Source organism: Bradyrhizobium sp. UFLA05-125 (assembly GCF_059803515.1).
In genome coordinates this window covers 72,490-91,213 of the sequence record NZ_JBANBJ010000017.1, presented here as the reverse complement: position 1 = coordinate 91,213, position 18,724 = coordinate 72,490, and the positions used below count along the sequence as shown (strand labels likewise).

The 18,724-nt window shown below is 63.3% G+C and carries 14 protein-coding genes; 7 read left to right on the top strand and 7 right to left on the bottom strand.

Translation table 11 applies throughout. The features are described from left to right. Window position 1: 1 nt before the first annotated feature. A complete protein-coding gene (locus SO156_RS17745; protein ID WP_458146036.1) occupies window positions 2-763 on the bottom strand; it encodes a helix-turn-helix domain-containing protein in 762 nt (253 codons plus the stop codon). Window positions 764-951: 188 nt separating this feature from the next. Here SO156_RS17745 and SO156_RS17740 point away from each other — a divergent pair, with 188 nt between their 5' ends. From SO156_RS17740 to SO156_RS17715, 6 genes are all read left to right on the top strand, one after another. Then, window positions 952-3,216 carry a marine proteobacterial sortase target protein gene (locus SO156_RS17740; protein ID WP_498535692.1) on the top strand — a complete coding sequence of 755 codons (2,265 nt, stop codon included), beginning with the start codon at window positions 952-954 and terminating at the stop codon, window positions 3,214-3,216. Window positions 3,217-3,408: 192 nt separating this feature from the next. Beyond that, entirely contained in the window at window positions 3,409-3,978 is a 570-nt protein-coding gene (locus SO156_RS17735) for a class GN sortase (RefSeq protein ID WP_498535691.1), read from the top strand. Between the two features lie 68 nt (window positions 3,979-4,046). After that, entirely contained in the window at window positions 4,047-4,763 is a 717-nt protein-coding gene (locus SO156_RS17730) for a DUF1614 domain-containing protein (RefSeq protein WP_498535690.1), read from the top strand. Window positions 4,764-4,912: 149 nt separating this feature from the next. Next, entirely contained in the window at window positions 4,913-5,905 is a 993-nt protein-coding gene (locus tag SO156_RS17725; protein ID WP_498535689.1) for a glycosyltransferase family 2 protein, read from the top strand. Window positions 5,906-6,202: 297 nt separating this feature from the next. Beyond that, window positions 6,203-8,416 carry an acetate--CoA ligase family protein gene (locus tag SO156_RS17720; protein ID WP_498535688.1) on the top strand — a complete coding sequence of 738 codons (2,214 nt, stop codon included), beginning with the start codon at window positions 6,203-6,205 and terminating at the stop codon, window positions 8,414-8,416. Between the two features lie 85 nt (window positions 8,417-8,501). Next, on the top strand, window positions 8,502-9,314 hold the full coding sequence (locus SO156_RS17715) for an MlaD family protein (RefSeq protein WP_458146042.1): 813 nt from the start codon (window positions 8,502-8,504) through the stop codon (window positions 9,312-9,314). A gap of 14 nt (window positions 9,315-9,328) precedes the next feature. Here SO156_RS17715 and SO156_RS17710 read toward each other — a convergent pair whose 3' ends face one another. The 3 genes from SO156_RS17710 to SO156_RS17700 form a co-directional block, all read right to left on the bottom strand. Further along, window positions 9,329-12,397 carry an autotransporter outer membrane beta-barrel domain-containing protein gene (locus tag SO156_RS17710; RefSeq protein ID WP_498535687.1) on the bottom strand — a complete coding sequence of 1,023 codons (3,069 nt, stop codon included), beginning with the start codon at window positions 12,395-12,397 and terminating at the stop codon, window positions 9,329-9,331. Between the two features lie 328 nt (window positions 12,398-12,725). Then, window positions 12,726-14,228, bottom strand: coding sequence for a flavin-containing monooxygenase (locus tag SO156_RS17705; protein ID WP_498535686.1), 1,503 nt, complete (start codon window positions 14,226-14,228; stop codon window positions 12,726-12,728). A 120-nt stretch (window positions 14,229-14,348) separates the two neighbouring features. Then, a complete protein-coding gene (locus SO156_RS17700) occupies window positions 14,349-15,110 on the bottom strand; it encodes a S1 family peptidase (RefSeq protein ID WP_458146045.1) in 762 nt (253 codons plus the stop codon). 124 nt (window positions 15,111-15,234) lie between these two features. Between SO156_RS17700 and SO156_RS17695 the strand changes: the two genes are divergently transcribed. Then, a complete protein-coding gene (locus SO156_RS17695) occupies window positions 15,235-15,870 on the top strand; it encodes an HAD-IA family hydrolase (RefSeq protein ID WP_498535685.1) in 636 nt (211 codons plus the stop codon). Window positions 15,871-15,985: 115 nt separating this feature from the next. On the opposite strand, the gene mtnA is transcribed toward SO156_RS17695, so the two are convergent. The 3 genes from mtnA to SO156_RS17680 all read right to left on the bottom strand — a co-directional run bounded on the left by mtnA (window position 15,986) and on the right by SO156_RS17680 (window position 18,537). Next, the gene (gene mtnA / locus SO156_RS17690) at window positions 15,986-17,095 is read right to left on the bottom strand and encodes an S-methyl-5-thioribose-1-phosphate isomerase (protein ID WP_498535684.1); all 1,110 of its coding nucleotides are present in this window, start codon (window positions 17,093-17,095) and stop codon (window positions 15,986-15,988) included. Window positions 17,096-17,113: 18 nt separating this feature from the next. Continuing rightward, entirely contained in the window at window positions 17,114-17,989 is an 876-nt protein-coding gene (locus SO156_RS17685; protein WP_458146048.1) for an S-methyl-5'-thioadenosine phosphorylase, read from the bottom strand. Window positions 17,990-18,264: 275 nt separating this feature from the next. Beyond that, window positions 18,265-18,537: a phosphopantetheine-binding protein gene (locus SO156_RS17680; protein ID WP_498535683.1), complete on the bottom strand. Its 273-nt coding sequence runs from the start codon at window positions 18,535-18,537 to the stop codon at window positions 18,265-18,267. Window positions 18,538-18,724: the final 187 nt, after the last annotated feature.

The following is an 18,724-nucleotide window of genomic DNA, read 5'->3' as shown; positions in this document are numbered from 1 at the left end:
GCTAGACCGGAAGGAAAAGCGCGAACGATTCGTCCACCGTGCGGCGCAGATGGTCACGGTACAACGCGTAATTGACGTTGTCGGGAGAGATCCGCCCCAAGGTCGGCGTGTTGACGTTTCGCGCCGGGACGAGGGCGATCGGTGCCGCGATCGGCGTCAGCTGCGAGCCCGGGCCGGCACGCAGCGTCGAGATGATGCCATACATCTCGCCAGCCACCGTCGGCCGCGACACCGTGATCACCCGGTGCTGCCCGTGCCGGTTGATGACGAGATAGATGAAGCCGGACTGATGGGGAACGGCGACCTCGCCGGTATGCTCGTAGGCGGCGTCCGTGCGCTCACCCTCGCGGAAAACCAGCGACGACACTTTCGGCTCCCAGGCGATCTCGGTGCGGTAGGCAAAGAGCGCATCCTTGTCGCCGAATGACGGCCGCAGCGTGATGTAGACGTCCTCGAGCCAGGTCACCGCGCGGTGCGAATAGGAGCCGAGACTGTCGGGCGCGACATCGTTGCCTGCGCCAGGCGCCGGCGGTGCGACGTGATTTTTCCGCAAGGAGACTCCCAAGGCCTGCTCCAGACGCACCGTGGTCGCCAGCGTGAACGGGCGCCGGCCGCCCAGCACCTTCTCCAGCGTCGACAGGCTCAGCTTGGCCTGCTCGGCCAGCGCCTGCCGGGAGATACGCCGTTTGGCGAGCTCCTCGCGGATTTTCTCCGCAACCTCGTGGCTCTGCTCGTCCGTAAGCTGCTTGTCCGGCGTCTGCATCGGTATTCCCTGCTCCAGACGGACACTCTAGCAGGACGGACAAATCAGCACAAAACCGCACAGGACCGTCTCCACGGCGGCCGGCCCGGGTGGCCGGCGGCCGAACATTGCCGATCATTCTGCTCGCGAAATCAGCGCTCCGCGGCCGAAATAGAGGCCAGCCAAAACGTGCTTCGGGAGCAGGTGAAATGAGCATTTATGACGAGACCGACAGAGACGAGCATCCCATGCTGCGAAAGCTGATCAATGTGGGGCTGTTTCTGCTGGCGCAGGGCGTTGCGGTGATCCTGATTGCTTTCGTGGCCCTGCTCGTGAGCTTTGTGCCGAGCTGGTCCGCCACGTCAGAGCAGGCAAGCCTGCTGCAGCCGGGCGAGGCCCGTTCAGGGACGCTGTTTCTGAAGGACGATGGCGCCACCACAGAGGCCGTCCGCCTCGGCATCGACGTCGACATCACCGTCTCCGGCCCGACGCTGCGCGCCCGCGTCACGCAAGTATTCAGGAATCCTACCAAGAGCTGGGTCGAGGCGACCTATGTCTATCCGATGGCCACGAGCGGCGCTGTCGACACGCTGAAGATGGTGGTTGGCGATCGCGTCATCGTCGGCGACATCAAGGAGCGACAGCAGGCGCGCGTGATCTACGAGCAGGCGCGCCGGGACGGCCAGAAGGCCGCGCTCACCGAACAAGAGCGGCCAAACATCTTCACCAATTCGGTCGCCAATATCGGCCCGGGTGAAACCGTGCTGGTGCAGATCGAATATCAGGAGCCGGTGCACCAGTCCGGCAACGAATACTCGCTGCGCGTGCCGCTCGTGGTCGGGCCGCGCTACAATCCGTCGCCGATCGTGCAGAGCGTCGATTTCCGTCCCGACGGCTCCGGCTGGGGCGCGAGCAGGACCGATCCGGTGCCGGATCGTGACCGTATCTCGCCGCCCGTGCTGGATCCCGCCAAGAATCCGCCGGTCAATCCGACTAGCATCACGGTTCGTCTCCAGGGGGGCTTTGCGCTCGGCGAGGTCAAGAGCCATCACCACGCCGTCAAGATCGAAAGCCCCGACAATGCAACGCGGATCGTTCGTCTCGCCGACGATACCGTGCCCGCGGACCGCGATTTCGAGCTGACCTGGAAGCCCGCGGTCGAGAAGGCACCGTCGGTCGGCCTGTTCCGCGAACATATCGGCAGCGCCGATTATCTGCTGGCCTTCGTAACCCCGCCGTCGATCGAGCAAGCGACGCAAAAACCGTTGCCGCGCGAAGTCGTGTTCGTGATCGACAATTCCGGCTCGATGGGCGGCACGTCGATCATCCAGGCCAAGGCGAGCCTCAACTACGCGCTCTCGCGCCTCCAGCCGAGCGATCGCTTCAACGTCATCCGCTTCGACGACACCATGGACGTGCTGTTCACGACATCAGTGCCCGCTGACACCGAGCATGTGCGGCAGGCAACAGCTTTCGTGGACGCGCTTCAGGCACGTGGCGGCACCGAGATGGTGCCGGCAATGCGCGCCGCGCTGACCGACAGTCTCGGCGACACAAGCATGGTGCGCCAGGTCGTGTTCCTGACGGACGGTGCGATCGGCAATGAGCAGCAATTGTTCGAAACGATCACGGCGATGCGCGGCCGCTCGCGCGTTTTCATGGTCGGCATCGGCTCTGCGCCCAACACCTATCTGATGACCCGCGCTTCCGAGCTCGGACGCGGCGCCTTCACGCATATTGGCTCGGTCGAGCAAGTCGAGGAGCGCATGCGCGGCCTGTTCGCCAAGCTGGAAAATCCGGCCGTAACCGGCCTCTCCGCCAAGTTTTCGGAAGCCTCGGCCGATATAACGCCGGCGATCATTCCCGACGTCTATCGCGACGAGCCGCTGGTGCTCGCGGCCAAGCTCGACAAGCTCTCGGGCTCGGTCGAGATCAAGGGCCGCGTCGGTGACCGGCCGTGGTCGGTGACGCTGCCGCTGCAAAATGCCGCCGAGGGCAAGGGCCTCTCGAAACTCTGGGCCAATCGCAAGATTGGCGATGCCGAGGTGGCGCGCACGATGCGCCAGATGAGTCCCGAGGATGCCGACAAGGCCATCTTGCGGCTGGCGCTGGAGCACCAGATCGTCACCCGGCTGACCAGCCTCGTCGCTGTCGACAAGACGCCGAGCCGCCCCGAGGGCGAGCCGCTCAAGCTCAGTGAGCTGCCGATCAACCTGCCGGCCGGCTGGGACTTCGAAAAGGTGTTCGGCGAACGGCCGCAGCAAGTACCGGTGCAACTGAAGGAGCGTCATGCGGACGCAAGCGGCCAGCCGCCGGCGCGGCGCCCGACGCCTGCGGCAGCCGACACTGTTCGCCTGCCAAAGACGGCAACCTCGGCCGAGTTGAAGATGATCGCAGGACTGATCGTGCTGCTGCTCAGCCTGGTCCTGTTCGTGTTCAACCGGCGTCAGCCCTTGCTCACTGACGCCGGGTGAAAGAGGAGGTCTCAGCCACCTCCTCTTCTTCAGCGCGCGCGGCTGCCCGTCACCCGCCCCAAAACAGCCGCGCGCGCTTTTTTCTCAATACCGTCATTGCGAGGAGCGAAGCGACGAAGCAATCCAGACTGCCGCCGCGGATGCAGTCTGGATTGCTTCGCTTCGCTCGCAATGACGAGAGAGTGAACACCAATGCGCCGCCTGATCTCTCCTCTCACCCTGGCCCTCGTCGGCGTCATCCTGTTCGGCGACGGCGCCTATATCCATGCCAAGGCATGGCTGGCGCAACTGCTGCTGGAACGCGCGTTCACCATGAGCATCGCAAGCGGTCAGCCGACGAAGCCGTGGTCATGGGCGGACACTTGGCCAGTGGCACGGATCGAGGTGAAGCGGATCGGCGCCAGCGCCATCGTGCTCGCAGGATCGAGCGGCCAGGCGCTCGCCTTCGGCCCCGGACATGTCGAACAGACCGCGGATGCCGGTGAGCGCGGCGTCGCCGTCTACGCGGCACATCGCGATACGCATTTCCGTTTCTTGCGAGACGTTGCCATCGGTGACGAGATCGAGGTCACGCGCAGCGACGGCAAGCGCTTCCACTACCAGGCCGACTCCTCGGCCATCGTGCGCTTCGACGCCTCGGGCATCGATCCTAACACGCAGGGCTACGAGCTCGTGCTCTCGACCTGCTGGCCCTTTGACGCGTTCACCTCAGGCCCAGATCGCTACATCCTGCACGCGACACTGATTGGAACCGGCAGTTAGGTTTGTCATCACGGCCATCCCGTGGGATGTTGGCAGGGTCGTACTGTGCCAGATCGAGCCGTGTGACCATGCATTCACAAGTTCAATACCTGCCGATCACACCCGGCCTGTTTTCCATCCTGGTGCTGCTGTTCGCCGGGTTGATCATCCTGATCCAGCTCCGCATCCTGCGCTATGCCTATATGAAGCTTGGCGTCGGACCAGGCGTTGCGCTGCTGCTGTTGTTCGGCTCGCTGGTCGGCAGCTATTTCAACATCCCGATCACGGTACTACCCGGCAAGGCGGTGCGCTCGGGCGAGATCGTCGATTTCTTCGGCATGCGCTATGTGGTGCCGCTGGTGACACAATGGCCGGGGACGGTGCTCGCGGTGAACGTCGGCGGTGCCGTGATCCCGACGTTGATGTCGAGCTATCTCGTGCTGCGCTATCAGCTCTGGCTGAAGGCCGCGATCGCGGTGATCGCGATCGCCTTCGTCATCCACCTGATGGCGACACCGGTGCAGGGTGTCGGCATCGCCGTTCCCGTCTTCGCGCCGGTCGTAGTCACCGCGATCCTGGCCTTCCTGCTGTCGCGCGAATATGCCGCGCCGCTCGCCTATATCGGCGGCTCGATGGGCACCCTGATCGGTGCCGATTTGCTCAACCTCGACAAGATCGGCGGTCTGGGCGCTCCCGTCGCCTCGATCGGCGGCGCCGGGACGTTCGACGGCATCTTCCTGACAGGCATCCTGGCCGTGTTGCTGGCCGGTATCGCCTCACCCTCAAGACCCAGGGAGGTCTGGTGAGAGCTTCTCATGTCGCGCAGCTTCCGGGTACCCCGTTTACTGGGGAACTAAGCTGGCATCTCGGGCCGCAGACGTATAGAGAACGGCTCGTAGCGAACGGCTTGGCCAGACGATTTTTGATACTGTATTCCTGTTGCGGAACTTTATTGATGGACGACGAATTCAAGCAGAGGGTCTTGCAACAGCTCGATCAGATCGAAAGTCGCATCGCGCTTCTGGAGAGAAACCAGCATCTCATCGCTGCGGGACAAAGGCGAGAGACGCTGCGCAGCCTCTGGCGGCGACCGCCGATGTGGACATTCGAGCAATATCCGCCGCGCCTGCTCAACGTGAACAGCTTTCAGCCCGCGCCATCGATGCCGGCGAACGCACCCCGGATCGCGATGGTGACGCCGAGCTACAATCACGTGCACTATCTCGACGCCACCATCGACAGCATCCTCAACCAGAACTATCCGAACCTGCACTATCACGTGCAGGATGGCGCCTCGATCGACGGAACGGCTGAGCTGCTGAGCAAGCGCGGCAACAGCCTGAGCTGGCGTAGCGAGCCCGACAAGGGCCAATCCAACGCCATCAATATCGGCTTCTCCGGCGTCGATTGCGAGATCATGGCGTACCTCAATAGCGACGATATGCTGCTGCCCGGCACACTCGCCTATGTCGCCAGCTATTTCACGGCCCATCCGAACGTCGACATCGTCTATGGGCATCGTGTATTCGTCGATCGCGACGGGCTTGAGGTCGGCCGCGCCGTGCTGCCGCCCTATCATGGCAAGACATTGCAATATGCCGACTATATCCCGCAGGAGACCATGTTCTGGCGCAAGCGGGTGTGGGACAAGGTGGGACAGATCGACGAAAGCTTCCATTACGCGATGGACTGGGACTTCATCCTGCGCGCGCAGACGGCGGGCTTCAAATTCGTTCGCCTGCCGCGCTTTCTGTCGTGCTTCCGCATCCACGATGCGCAGAAGACCGCCGCCACCTACGCGGTGGGCGTGAAGGAGATGGGAATCCTGCGGCGGCGTGTGCTGGGTATTGATCCGACGCAGGCCGAGATCCGCCGCGTCATCGCGCCCTATCTCGCACTCCAGATCGCCTATCACTACGGCTACAAGCTCGGCCTCCTGAAGTACTGATTGCAGCACGCCCTATTTCTACTGCGTCACAAGCACTCTTTCCTCATCCTGAGGAGCGCGGAACGCGCGTCTCGAAGGATGGCCGTGGGTAAGATCCGGGCCTTCACGGTTCGCCCGGCGATGCAAAGCATTGTCCGGAGACGCGCTCCGCGCTCCTCACCATGGGGGTCTTGTGACGCAGTAAGACTATTCCGCGCGGCGGCATGCGGGGCGCGCGGTTGCCACCTTTGCGAACTCACCCTACAAAAGCGGACGTGCCGACAAGAACGCACGCCAAGAAGAAAAAGGTGAGGAACCATGGAAGCGAAGGTAACCGCTGCGACCGCCCTGCCATGGTCTCCAGCTCCGGATGCCAGCGACGTCGTGAAGGGCATCCACGCGATGCTGCATCCGCGCAACATCGTGCTGGTCGGCGCCACCGACAAGCCCGGCAACTATGCCGAGCGCATCTGGAACAACCTGATCAGGTACCGATTCGCAGGCTCGCTGTTTCCAATCAACGCGAAGCGCGAAACGATCTGGGGCGTGACCTGCTACAAGGATTTTTCAAGCCTCCCCGAAAAGCCCGATCACGTGCTGGTGCTGGTGCCGGCGCGCTTCGCCGTGCAGGTGATCCGCGATGCCGCCGCGGCTGGCGCACGCTCGGCCACCATCGTCACCTCGGGCTTCAGCGAGCTGCAGGATGAAGAGAGCCAGAAACTCGCAACCGAATTGCAGCAGGCGATCCGCGAGACCGGCCTCGCCGTCACCGGACCGAACTGCCTCGGAAACTTGAGCGCCGGCGAAAACCTCTTCACCAATATCGACGACCGCGTCGTCACCATGGAACAGGGCGCAGTGGCGATCGCCGGACAATCCGGGGCCATCGTGATGGCGATCCGCCAGGCGCTGGAGGATCGCGGCGTCGGTGTCGGCTACATGGTGACAACGGGCAACGAGGCCGGACTCGAGACGCCGGACCTCATGCGCTATTTCGCCGAGGATCCGAGCATCCGCGTGATCGTCGTCTATCTCGAGGGCGTACGCAACACCAAGGCGTTTCGTGACGCCTGCAAAGCGGCGCGTGCAGCCAGCAAGCCGGTCATCGCGCTGAAGCTCGGTGCCTCCGAGGGCGGCCGGGCTGCGGCGATGGCACATACCGGCGCGCTTGCGGGATCGATCGAAACCTTTGACGCGATCGCAACGCGCGAAGGCGTGATCCGCGTCCGCGGTCTCGACGAGCTGATCGAGACCACCGAATGTTTCGCGCACGCCGTTGTGCCGAAAGGTAATCGGCTTGCGGCGGTAACGCTCTCGGGCGGCAAGCGCGGGCTCCTGATCGATGCCTTCTACGCGGCGGGGCTCGACTTTGCACCGCTGAGCCCGCATGTCAGCGGCGACCTCGCAAAAATGCTGGGTCCCGGCTCGATCGTCGGCAATCCGCTCGACGCCGGCTTTGCCGCGGTGGTCGACCCCTCCGTCTACATGAGATCGATCAAGCTGATGATCGACGATCCCGATATCGACATCGTCATCATCGATGCCGAGCTGCCGAAGGCGCCGCATGAGCTGCGCGAGCGCAACTTGCGCATCGTCAACGAGATGGCGAGCCGAGCTGCAAAACCGGTGATCTACATCAGCGCCATGTCGATCGGCTTCACCGAGTTCACAAAAGCCTTGCGGAAATCGCTACCGCTTATCGCGGTGATGCAGGGCCTCGACCGTGCCGTGACCGCGATCAAGTCGCTGCTCGACTACGCAAGGCTCGCCAAGGAAGTGCCTGATGTCGTCGCAAGCTCGAAGCCCGCGGCGCGGGCCTTGCTGGAGAAGACGCTGAAGACGGCGAACGGCGCCGCGCTCGACGAGGTCGCATCGAAGAGGCTGTTGAAGGCCTACGGCATCCCCATCTCCAAGGAAGGAATCGTGCAGACGCCGGCCGAGGCCGTGAAGATCGCCAGGCAGATCGGCTTCCCCGTGGTCGCCAAGGTCGTCAGCGCCGAAATCCTGCACAAGTCCGACATCGGCGGCGTGGTTCTCAACCTCAATAGCGCGACCGAGGTGAAGCAGGCGTTCAACGACATCACCGCGCGGGTCAAGAAGCTTAAGGGCAAGCCCAGGCACGACGGCATCCTGATCGCACAGCAGGTCAAGGCCGATCTCGAGCTCGTGGTCGGCGCCTCGCTCGACGCCGAGATGGGGCCAGTAGTGCTGTTCGGCACCGGCGGCGTCGACATCGAACTGATGAAGGACGTCGCCTTGGCCGGCGCGCCGCTCAATGCGGTCGAGGCACGGCAGTTGATTGGCCGCACCAAGGCCGGTGTCAAAATGCGCGGCTATCGCGGCAAGCCGAAGCTGGATGAGGCCTCCGCCGTGAAGGCCCTGGTCGGCCTCTCCAACCTGATCGCGGACGCCGGCGACCGGATCGCCTCGATCGACGTCAACCCGTTCCTGATCAACGCCAGAACCGGTGTCGCCGTAGACGCACTGATCGTCCTCAACAACGCCGCCGCCCGACGCGCGGCCGCGCATTGATCGGCTTCCACTGGCCGCGCTTTGCCCATAAAATCTGCGCGCGACTCCGCTTTCTCTGGCGGCGGGGCGCGAGCCGGAACGGACTATGGCGCGCAGAAGCAATCTGATGATCGGAACCGTAACGCTGCTGGCGATCGCCATCGCGTTCGGCGGCCTGCTTGGCGTGCAGAAATACCACGCGGCCCAGAGCCGCAGCCAGCTGCGTGTCGTGTTCGAAGGTGGCTCGGCCAGCGGCCTGCGCCGGGGCGGCCCGGTGAATTTCGACGGTGTACCGGCCGGCCAGATCGTCTCGATCAAGCTCGACAATCCCCGCAAGATCGTCGCCCTCGTCTTGCTCGACAATGCGGCCCCGATCCGCAAGGACACCGTGGCCGGCATCGAGTTCCAGGGCCTGACCGGCATCGCCGCGATCTCGCTGATCGGCGGCGCGCCCTCGGCGCCGCCCGTGCCGCTGGACGAAGACGGCATTCCCGTGCTGACTGCCGATCTCAGTGACGCCGAATCGATCGTCGAGACCCTGCACAATGTCGACCGCATGATCGTGAGCAACTCGGCCGCGATCAAGGACGGCCTGCGCACGTTCGAAGATTATACCGCCGACCTCAAGGGCAAGGGCGAAGAGATCGACGCCGTGATGGGCAAGATCGACAAGGGCTTCGCGAGCTTCGACAATGCGGTCACCAAGATCGAGAACGTGGTGCCCGGCTTCGCCGACGGCAAGGCCGACGAACTGTTCGAGAAGGTGAAGGGGCTGCGCGAGCTCGCCGATACCATGAAGAAGAAGTCGGCGAGCTTCATCGAGGACGGCCGCCGCACCCTCCTCGACATCAGCGATGCCGCCAACAAGATGGCCGGCACGCCGGTGGCCCCTCGTCCGCCGCGCAGGCCCACACAGTAGAAGCGGCGATTTGCCTACCAGGCGTGACGCACGACGCCCTTGCCGGCATAGGACCGGGTGAGGCTGGAGAGATCGCCTTCGAAGGTTGCCGCCGCGGACCAGCCGTTCAGCCAGCTCATCTCGGCCGAGGCCGTGGTCAACGCGGAGTCACGCGAGAGTGCCGCACCATTCACGACAAAGGCCGAGCCCGGCAGGCTCTGAAACACGGCACCAATGGTGCGGTCCGAATTGAAATCATGCGCCCAGGCGAGACGGCCGCGCAGCGTGACGACGCCGCCATAGGCCGCAAAGGATTTGTCGGTACGAAAGCCGAGCTCGGTCCGGGTATCGGTAACACTCTTGGCAGCATAGATGAGCGCAAAGGCGTTACTGCCGACGGCCGCGGCTTCGGTGTAGTTCGGCAGATTGAAGTTGGTCGCCTGAAGCGCGGCATAGGGCGTCACGCCCATCCAGGGCGTCACGTAACGATAACCGCCTTCGATGCGCCCCGAGAATGCGTTGGCGTTGAACCGGGCTTGCAATTGATCGAAGCCCGCGGCCGTGACGATGCGATTGGTGGTGACGTCCTGCCAGCCATAGGCCAGCGCAGCCGTGACGTAGGCAGGCCCCGACGTGTGACGAATGAAGGCACCTGCCTGGAACAGATCGGAATGTCCCCAGCCGAGCCCGTTGACGTTGAAGCCGGTGGCGCCACCGGCGAGCGCGAAGCCGGCGAGCGTTGATGGCGAGAAGCGATAGTCGAGGCCGACTGTCGTGCCGTACACGTTGCTCGTCGTGTTGCTGGAGCCGAGCGCAGCGTTGCCATCCGTGGCCTGTGAACCTCCAAAGCCCGCTGCCCACGCATTCCAGCGCTGCTCGAAATCAGCCTGCGGCGCCTTGCGGTAGATCAAAGCGAACGCATCGCGCGCGCTCCTATCCGTGGCCTTGCCGCTCGATGAGTAGGCGCTCGCGCCAGGCTCTTCGGCAAAGGGCGTCGCGCCTGGTGCACCACCATTGCGTCCAGCCGAGAACGGATCGGTCAGGAGGTTGAGAAACAAGCTCATCGCATTGAACGTGGCCTGCTGCGAACCCGTTGCCGGCTCACCCGAAGCCTGGGTCAGGCCATTGGGACCGAGGCCCGCGAAGACGGCCGGCACGCCGCCATTGGCGTTGAAGAAGTTTTGCAGCGTAGTAGCGACGTTCTTCTGATTGACGTTGAGGCCGTACTTGGCTCCATAGTCGAGCGTGAAATTGAGATAGACGATGCCGCCGACCACGTTGGTCGTACCGATGAGGCCACCCGGCGCGGCGACTCCGGTAAAGTTGCCGGTGGCGGTGCCCGTAAACTGCATGATCTCGTATTGCGATAACACCGAGCTGCCCGGATATAGCGAGACACCGACAGTGCCGTTCAAGGTGACATTGCCGAGCACGTTGGCAAGGCTCGAACTGATGCCACTCCCGATCTGCACGAGGTAGAGCGCGCCGGACTGGAAGGCGAGGTTGCCCTGAACCAGCATGCTCGAGCCCGGTACGCCGTCGCCGGGCGCAAAGATGCCACCAGAGGCGATCATGGTGTTGCCGACAATGCCGAAGCCGGACAGCGCGCCGCCCGTGTTTACGGTGGTCAGGCTCGACTGGGAGTTCACGCCGTCGATTTCCAGTACACCGCCATTCACGGTGGTGGTGCCGGTGTAGGTATTGGTGCCCGAGAGGATCAGCTTTCCGCTGCCGACCTTTTCCAGGTTGCCGGAGCCGGTCGGACCGCAGCCGCAGGGATTGTAGTCGCCGATGACGCCGCTCACCTCGGTCGAGAGATTGTTCCCCCCGACGACGAGTGTGTTGCCACCGCCAATGTAGTAGTTGCCGCTTCCCTCGATCGAGCCGGCGGTGATGCGGCCATCGCCATTGGGACCGATGCTGCCGCCAAAGTCGACGATGCCGGTTCCGGTGGTGATGAAGCGCGCATTGCCGCCGGTGGAGTTGTCGTAAAAATCCGTTTCGCCGCCATCCTTGGTGATGATCGTGGCGTTACCGGCGGTGGAGAAGGCGCCGAACCGGGTCAGGCCAGTTGCTTCGTTGGTAATCGTGGCATTGCCGGCGGTCGCCGTATCGGTTCCGGACGGCTGGCCGAAGACAGTAGCTCCGAAATTCGCGTTCACGATGGTGGCGGAGCCCGCCGAGGACTGCTCGAGAAAGAGAGTGCCACCGCCGTTCTGGTTGGTGATCTTCGCCGAGCCCGCGGTGGTCTGAGCAAGGAAGATCGTGCCGCCGCCATCGTTGACGATGGTCGCGTTGGCAGCGGTTGCGGTATCGGTTCCCCCAAACGAGCCGAAGAACGTTTCGCCACCGTTGAGATTGGTGATCGCAATCGAACTGGCGCTGGTCGCATTGAAGAACGTGGTCGTCGCCGCGCCGTCATTCAGGATCGAGGTGATGCCTGAGGTGTTGGCGTTGACGATGTTGAAGAAGCCATCATTGGTAACCGCACCGACGATGCTGCCGGTGTTGGTGGCGTCCCCGAGCTGAAGCGTTGCGCAGGAGCAGATGAAGGTGCCGCCGGTATAGGTATTGGCTCCTGTCAATGCGAGCACGCCCGGCCCCTGGACGTTCAGACCGCCGCTGCCGACGATACGCGAGGCGATCACCGCCGACGGATCGGTCGAGCCGGTAAGATCGGCGACGCTGATTGTCGTTCCGCCTGCGGCGAGCCGGAGGTCGCCGCCCTGGATGGTGTAGATCGAGAGGTCGCCGGTAAGATCGAACACGACGCTGCCCGTGAGCTGCACGCCGGCGGACGTGACCGTCACCGTGCCGCCCGTGGCTGGCGTAGAGGTGCCCGAAGCGCCGAAGACCGTCGTGGTCAGCGCGGATGGATCGTAGACGGAGCTCACCGTGCCGGGATCGTTAGTCCAGTTGGTCGTGGTCGTATCCCACACGCCGCCGCCGCCGTTGACGGCGCCATTCGGCGTGGTCTGTGATCCATTGAAGAATTGCTGAGCGCTGACAGGAGCCGGCACAACAACACCACTCAAGGCCAGAATGACCCAGACGATCGGTCGAAGGGCTGTGGCAACGTGCCACGACCCGTCGCGCCTGCTCAATGGCGACCGAAACTCCACCCCCAACGCCCCACATCCCCAGCGCTCCCAGCAGCGCCGACGGGAAATTAGGCGATGGGGTCCCTGCGTGAAACTACGTGCCCCACGGAATCGGCCGATTCCCGTACAACCCGAACAGATTCAAGCGCGGTTGTTGCAACCACGCCACGCTTCGCGAGGTTGCGGTTATCATCCCGCGCACGCTATGCCGGCCGCGAAGGCCAGCCCGCGGCCGGTTGCCGCAGGAGTCCCCCGCACAACATCTCCCTGGTAGTGGATCCTCGCTCACGGCGGGGCGACATCGGAACGTGTGGCGCTATCGCGGGATACCTCACCCGTACACGAACGCCTTGTCATCCAGATCCGTCTTCGGAATCTCGTCCTTCTCGGTCCAGTAGTCCTGGCTGTGCTGCCATTCCGGCTTGTCGCCGCGCTTCGGCAGCAAGTCCATGTTGCGCATCATGTAGCCGGGGTTGAAGTTTTCCGGATCGATCCAGGGCAGGATCGGCATGTTGTGGTCTTCGGGCCGCAGCTTGACCTCGAGCCTCTTGGCGCCCTTCTCCTTCATATGGCCGAGAAGCCGGCAGACGAAATCGGCTACGAGATCGACGCGCAGCGTCCAGCTGGCACGGAAATAGCCGAACACCCAGACCATGTTCGGCACGCCCGTGAACATCATGCCGCGATAGGTGACGGTGTCGCCGAAGGCGAGCGGTTTTCCGTCGATCTCGAAGGCGATGTCACCGAGCGATGCCAGATTGAAGCCAGTCGCGGTCACAATGACGTCGGCCTCGAGCAGCTTGCCGGATTTGAGCTGGATACCGTTCTCGACGAAGCATTCGATCTCGTCGGTGACCACCGAGGCCTTACCGCTGGCGATGCCCTTGAACAGATCGGCATCGGGAACGAAGGCGATGCGCTGCCGCCACGGCCGATATGTCGGCGTGAAATGCGTCTCCACGTCGTAGTCCGGACCGAGGATCGCGGAGATCTGCCCAATCAGCTCCTTCTTCACCTGCTCGGGCTTCGCCACGCAGAGCTTTGTGAATGCATCCTGCTCGAACAGGATCTTCCGCCGCACGATTTCGTGGATCCATTCCTCATCCACCTGGAGCCTGCGCAACTCCTCGGCGATCTCGATGGCGTTGCGGCCGATGCGGAAATAGGTTGGCGAGCGCTGAAGCATGGTGGCATGCGCGCATTTGTCGGCAATGTTCGGCAGCAGCGTCGCGGCCGTTGCACCCGAACCGATCACCACGACCTTCTTGCCTGTGAGATCGAGATCATCCGGCCGGGTCTGCGGATGGACGATGCGGCCCTTGAACCTGTCCATGCCCTTCCATTCCGGCGTGTAACCTTCGGAATGGCGATAATAGCCCTGGCACATCCAGAGGAAATTCGCGGTGAAGGTTCTTGTCTCGCCGGTGTCGGTCGTCACCGCCTCGATGGTCCAGAGATTGATGTCGCTCGACCAGCGCGCCGAATTGATCTTGTGCTTGTAGCGAATGTGCTTGCCGAGATCGTTCTCCTCGATCACGTCGTTCATGTAGGCGAGGATCTCGTCGGCAGTCGCGATCGGCGGCCCCACCCAGGGCTTGAAGCGGTAGCCGAAGGTGTGGAGATCGCTGTCGGAGCGGATGCCGGGATAGCGATGCGTGATCCAGGTGCCGCCAAAGCTGTCTTTCGTTTCCAATACGACGAAGCTCGTACCAGGAAGTTGCTTCGTCAGATGATAGGCGCTGCCGATACCGGATATCCCGGCGCCGACGATCAGGACATCGAAATGTTCAGTGGCTTGCTGTGTGGTGGGCTGACTACGGACAGCGACATTCATTGTTGATTCTTTGCCTTTTTGAGGCCGCCCTTGATCAGGCGACGCGTTTCCTCCGCGACGGGTTCATGGTTGCCCATCGCGCTTCCGCTTCAAAATGACATAGATCAAATCGCAATCAAATCACAGCGCCGCACCCCAGCTCCGCGCTGTCTGCAGAATCCAGTCTCGATAGAGCGTGAGCGGCGTGACGCCGGTCAAACCGCCGCAGCCCGCGCTGCCATTCGGTCCCGTCGACCAGCTGATGACGCCGACGACGACGGGGCCGTTGGGCTTGTCCTCGAACGCGGGACCGCCGGAATCGCCGGTGCAGGCGCCGATTCCGGTGCGAACGCCGTTGGTCACGGGGTCCACGAGCCTCATTTGCAGCGTACCCGGCTGGCCTGTCACGACGAGGCCCGCAACGCGAGTCACGCCACTGCTCTTGCCGTCGCCGGGCACGGTGACGCCGACGCCTGCGATGGTGAAGCGGCCGCCGACCACGATCGGAATTTGCGGCGCGCCGATCTGCGATGTTGATTTTCCTTTGAGTGGAATTTCGAGTTGCAGCAACGCCACATCGGCGGTCGCACGATGTGCCAGCATGGCCTGCATGTTGAAGCTCGGATGGATCGCGACCGCACGCACATTCTGCAATTGCGGTTTGCCGTCGGCGCCATAGTCGAGGATCTTGTAGTCCGCGCCCGGCTGCACGCAGTGTGCTGCGGTGAGCACCAGCCTCGCTGCGATCAAGCTTCCGGTGCAGAAATTGCCGCGCGATCCGACGATCGTGACGATGGAACGCGCAACGCCTTCGGACTGCGGCGTGCCGCCGCCGACGATGGCGTGGGTGGGCGCGGTGAAGAGCAGCGCCACTGCTGCGAGCAGGATCGACGTCTTGTTCATGGGCGAGTGTGGTAGCCGCTGGGACGCCATTAGCCAAGAGACACTTGCCGAGAGATCGTTCGTGCTGGCCGTTGTGGCGGCAGCGTGCTAGCGGTTTTCACCTGATATCGACGAGGGCAGGACGGTGACGATCGGCGCTGTGATTTTTGACTTTGGCGGTGTGTTGACGAGCTCGCCCTTCGAGGCCTTCACACGCTTCGAACAGGAGCGTGGCCTGCCGGCCGACATCATCCGGCGCACCAACGCCGCCAATCATCTGGAAAACGCCTGGGCGAAGTTCGAACGCGCCGAGGTCGACGTCGAAACTTTTGACCGGCTGTTCGCAGCGGAATCGCTCGCGCTGGGCGCGGAAGTGCGCGGTCGCGACGTGCTGCCGCTGTTGCAAGGCAATTTGCGGCCCGAGATGGTCGAGGCGTTGAAGCGGATCAAGGCGCATTTCAAGACCGGCTGCATCACCAACAATCTCCCCGCCAATGCCATTGGCAGCATGACCGGCCGCACACTCTATGTCGCCGAGGTGATGGCGTTGTTCGATCACGTCATCGAATCCGCCAAGATCGGCCTGCGCAAGCCGGATCCGCGGATCTACCGGATGATGGTCGAGGCGCTGAAGGTCGATCCGGGCGCCTGCGTCTATCTCGACGACCTCGGCGTCAACCTGAAGCCCGCGCGCGAGATGGGGATGACGACGATCAAGGTCGTGAGCGGCCCACAGGCGATTGCGGAGCTCGAGGCAGCCACGGGGCTGAAGCTCGGGTAGCCGGATCGACGGGCCGTAGGGTGGGCAAAGCGAAGCGTGCCCACCACTTTTAATCACATCGAGAAAAGTGGTGGGCACGGCGCGATGCGCCTTTGCCCACCCTACGAGAATAGAACTACTCCGCCGCCGCGGCGATGCGCTCAGGAAACGCAGCCGCAAGTGCGACGCGATCCGGCTTCAGCACGCCACGCTCCGTGATCAAGCCTGTTACCAACCGCGCCGGCGTCACATCGAAGGCGTAGTTGGCAACCGGCGAGCCCTCGGGCACGATCCGCACCGTCTCGAGCCGCCCGTCGGCGGTGCGGCCGGTCATGTCGGTGACCTCCACGGCGCTGCGCTGCTCGATCGGGATGTCGCGGATGCCGTCATTGACCGCAAAATCGATCGTCGGCGAAGGCAGCGCGACGTAGAACGGCACGTTGTTGTCGTGCGCGGCGAGCGCCTTCAGGTAAGTTCCGATCTTGTTGCAGACGTCGCCATTGGCCGCGACGCGGTCGGTGCCGACGATCGCGAGATCGACCATGCCGTGCTGCATCAAATGCCCGCCGGTGTTGTCGGGGATCACCGTGTGCGGCACCCCGTGATGCCCGAGTTCCCAGGCGGTCAGCGAGGCGCCCTGGTTGCGCGGTCGCGTCTCGTCGACCCAGACATGGATCCTGATGCCGCGATCATGCGCCAGATAGATCGGCGCTGTCGCGGTGCCCCAGTCGACGGTGGCAAGCCAGCCGGCATTGCAGTGGGTCAGCACGTTGATGGTCTCGCCCGACTTCTTCTTCGCGGCGATCGCCTCGATCAGCTCCAGACCATTGCGGGCAATGCCCCGGTTGATCTCGACGTCCTGCTCCAGAATTTCGTCGGCACGCGCGTAAGCCGCTTCGGCGCGCTCCAGGGGATCGATCGGCGCGAGCGTCGCGCGCATCTCGTCGAGTGCCCATTTGAGATTGATGGCCGTGGGGCGCGCCACCACCAACGTCTCGTAGGCGCGCTTCAAGCCGGCATCGGAACTGTCCTCGCGCATGGCGAGGGCCATGCCGAACGCGGCCGTGGCGCCGATCAGCGGCGCACCACGCACCAGCATGGTGCGGATGGCGTCAGCCGCTTCCGCGCTCGTGGTGAGGCGCGCGATGACGAATTCGTGCGGCAGCCGGCGCTGGTCGATGGCTCCGACCGACCAGCCGTCGCGCTCGCGCCAGATGCTGCGATAATGCTTGCCGTCGACCTTCATGGCGTTCCGCCTTTCGTCTTATGCGCGCAGCACGCGCCCCGCCACGGCATCGAGCTTGCTGAGAAGCTCCGGATCGCGCGCTTCGGGCGCGGTGATGAGCGCGGTGTCCAGCGCGCGGTCCGAGCCGATCGGGCACGGCTCATGCTCGCGCGGAAAATCCTTCGCCAGCCGCGCCACCAGCGCCTTGGCCTTGTCAGCGTTCGACGTCAGCACGCGGATGATGTCCTGCACCGTGACGGCGCTGTGATCCGGATGCCAGCAATCGAAGTCCGTCACCATGGCGACGGTGGCGTAGCAGATCTCCGCCTCGCGGGCGAGCTTGGCCTCGGGCATGTTGGTCATGCCGATTACGGAACAACCCAGCGTCTTGTAGGTCATGCTTTCCGCAAGCGTCGAAAATTGCGGTCCCTCCATGCAGACATAGGTACCACCGCGTGCGATTGCGATGCCTTCGGCTTCGGCGGCGGCGGCGAGATGGATACGCAGCCGCGGCGAGACCGGATGCGCCATCGACACATGCGCGACGCAGCCCTTGCCGAAGAACGAGCTCTCGCGCTTGTGGGTGCGATCGACGAACTGATCGACGAGCACGAAGGTGCCGGGCGGCAGTTCCTCCTTGAAGGAACCGCAGGCCGAGAGCGACACCAGATCGGTAACGCCGGCGCGCTTCAGGACGTCGATATTGGCGCGATAGTTGATGTCGGAGGGCGACAGGCGGTGACCCTTGTCATGCCGCGGCAGGAACACGATCGGCAGACCGGCGATGGTGCCGCGCCTGACCGGCGCCGACGGCTCGCCCCAGGGGCTCCTGATCACCTCTTCGTGCGCGCCCTCGAGCCCTGGCAGGTCGTAAATGCCGGATCCGCCGATGATGCCCAATACCGCCTGCGTCATGCCTGCTTCACCCCGTCCGCGATGTGCAACGTGGTTAAGCTATGCCAGTTTTGAGACGGATTTGGAACGGGGGTTGGTGGGGCGGATCGTCCTTGAGAGTGGATCGCAAGCGAGCGCCACACGCTCAATGTCGTCCCGGCGAAGGCCGGGACCCATACCGCGGAATCTGTCAATGGCGGATGATAAGAGTACCGAACGACGAGTCTTCGCCAAACCACTTCCTGTGGTCCCGGCGTTCGCCGGGACGACCTTGGGGAAGCAGTAGCATTTTTTTGCTATGCCGCCTTCACGGGCTGCAACTGGTTCGCCACCATCCGATGCAGCGTATCGACCGACTGGAAATTCTCTGGCGTGATTTCGGACTGCGGAATCGTGAAGTCGAATTCGGCTTCCACGCCGAGCATCAGGTTGACCATGTCCATCGAGGTCAGGCCGATATCGACGAGGCGCGCACCTGGCGTGACGTCCGCAGCGAGCGAGTTCTGTTCGAGGATGCCCTTCACCAGCTTGATGATGCGAGCCCGCACGTCGGTATCGAACGCTTGCATCTGCAATATCCCATGCTCTGATAAGGTCGAGACTACCGTCTACGATGGGCACAACGGGCCGGTCCCGCAATGGGCGCGACTCTTAACTCGCGTTTCTTAGTAAACGATGACTCAGATTGACTAAAACTCGTGGCTTTCTTTCATCATTAACGCGATCTCGGAAAGTCGGATGGCGCAAAAAACCAGG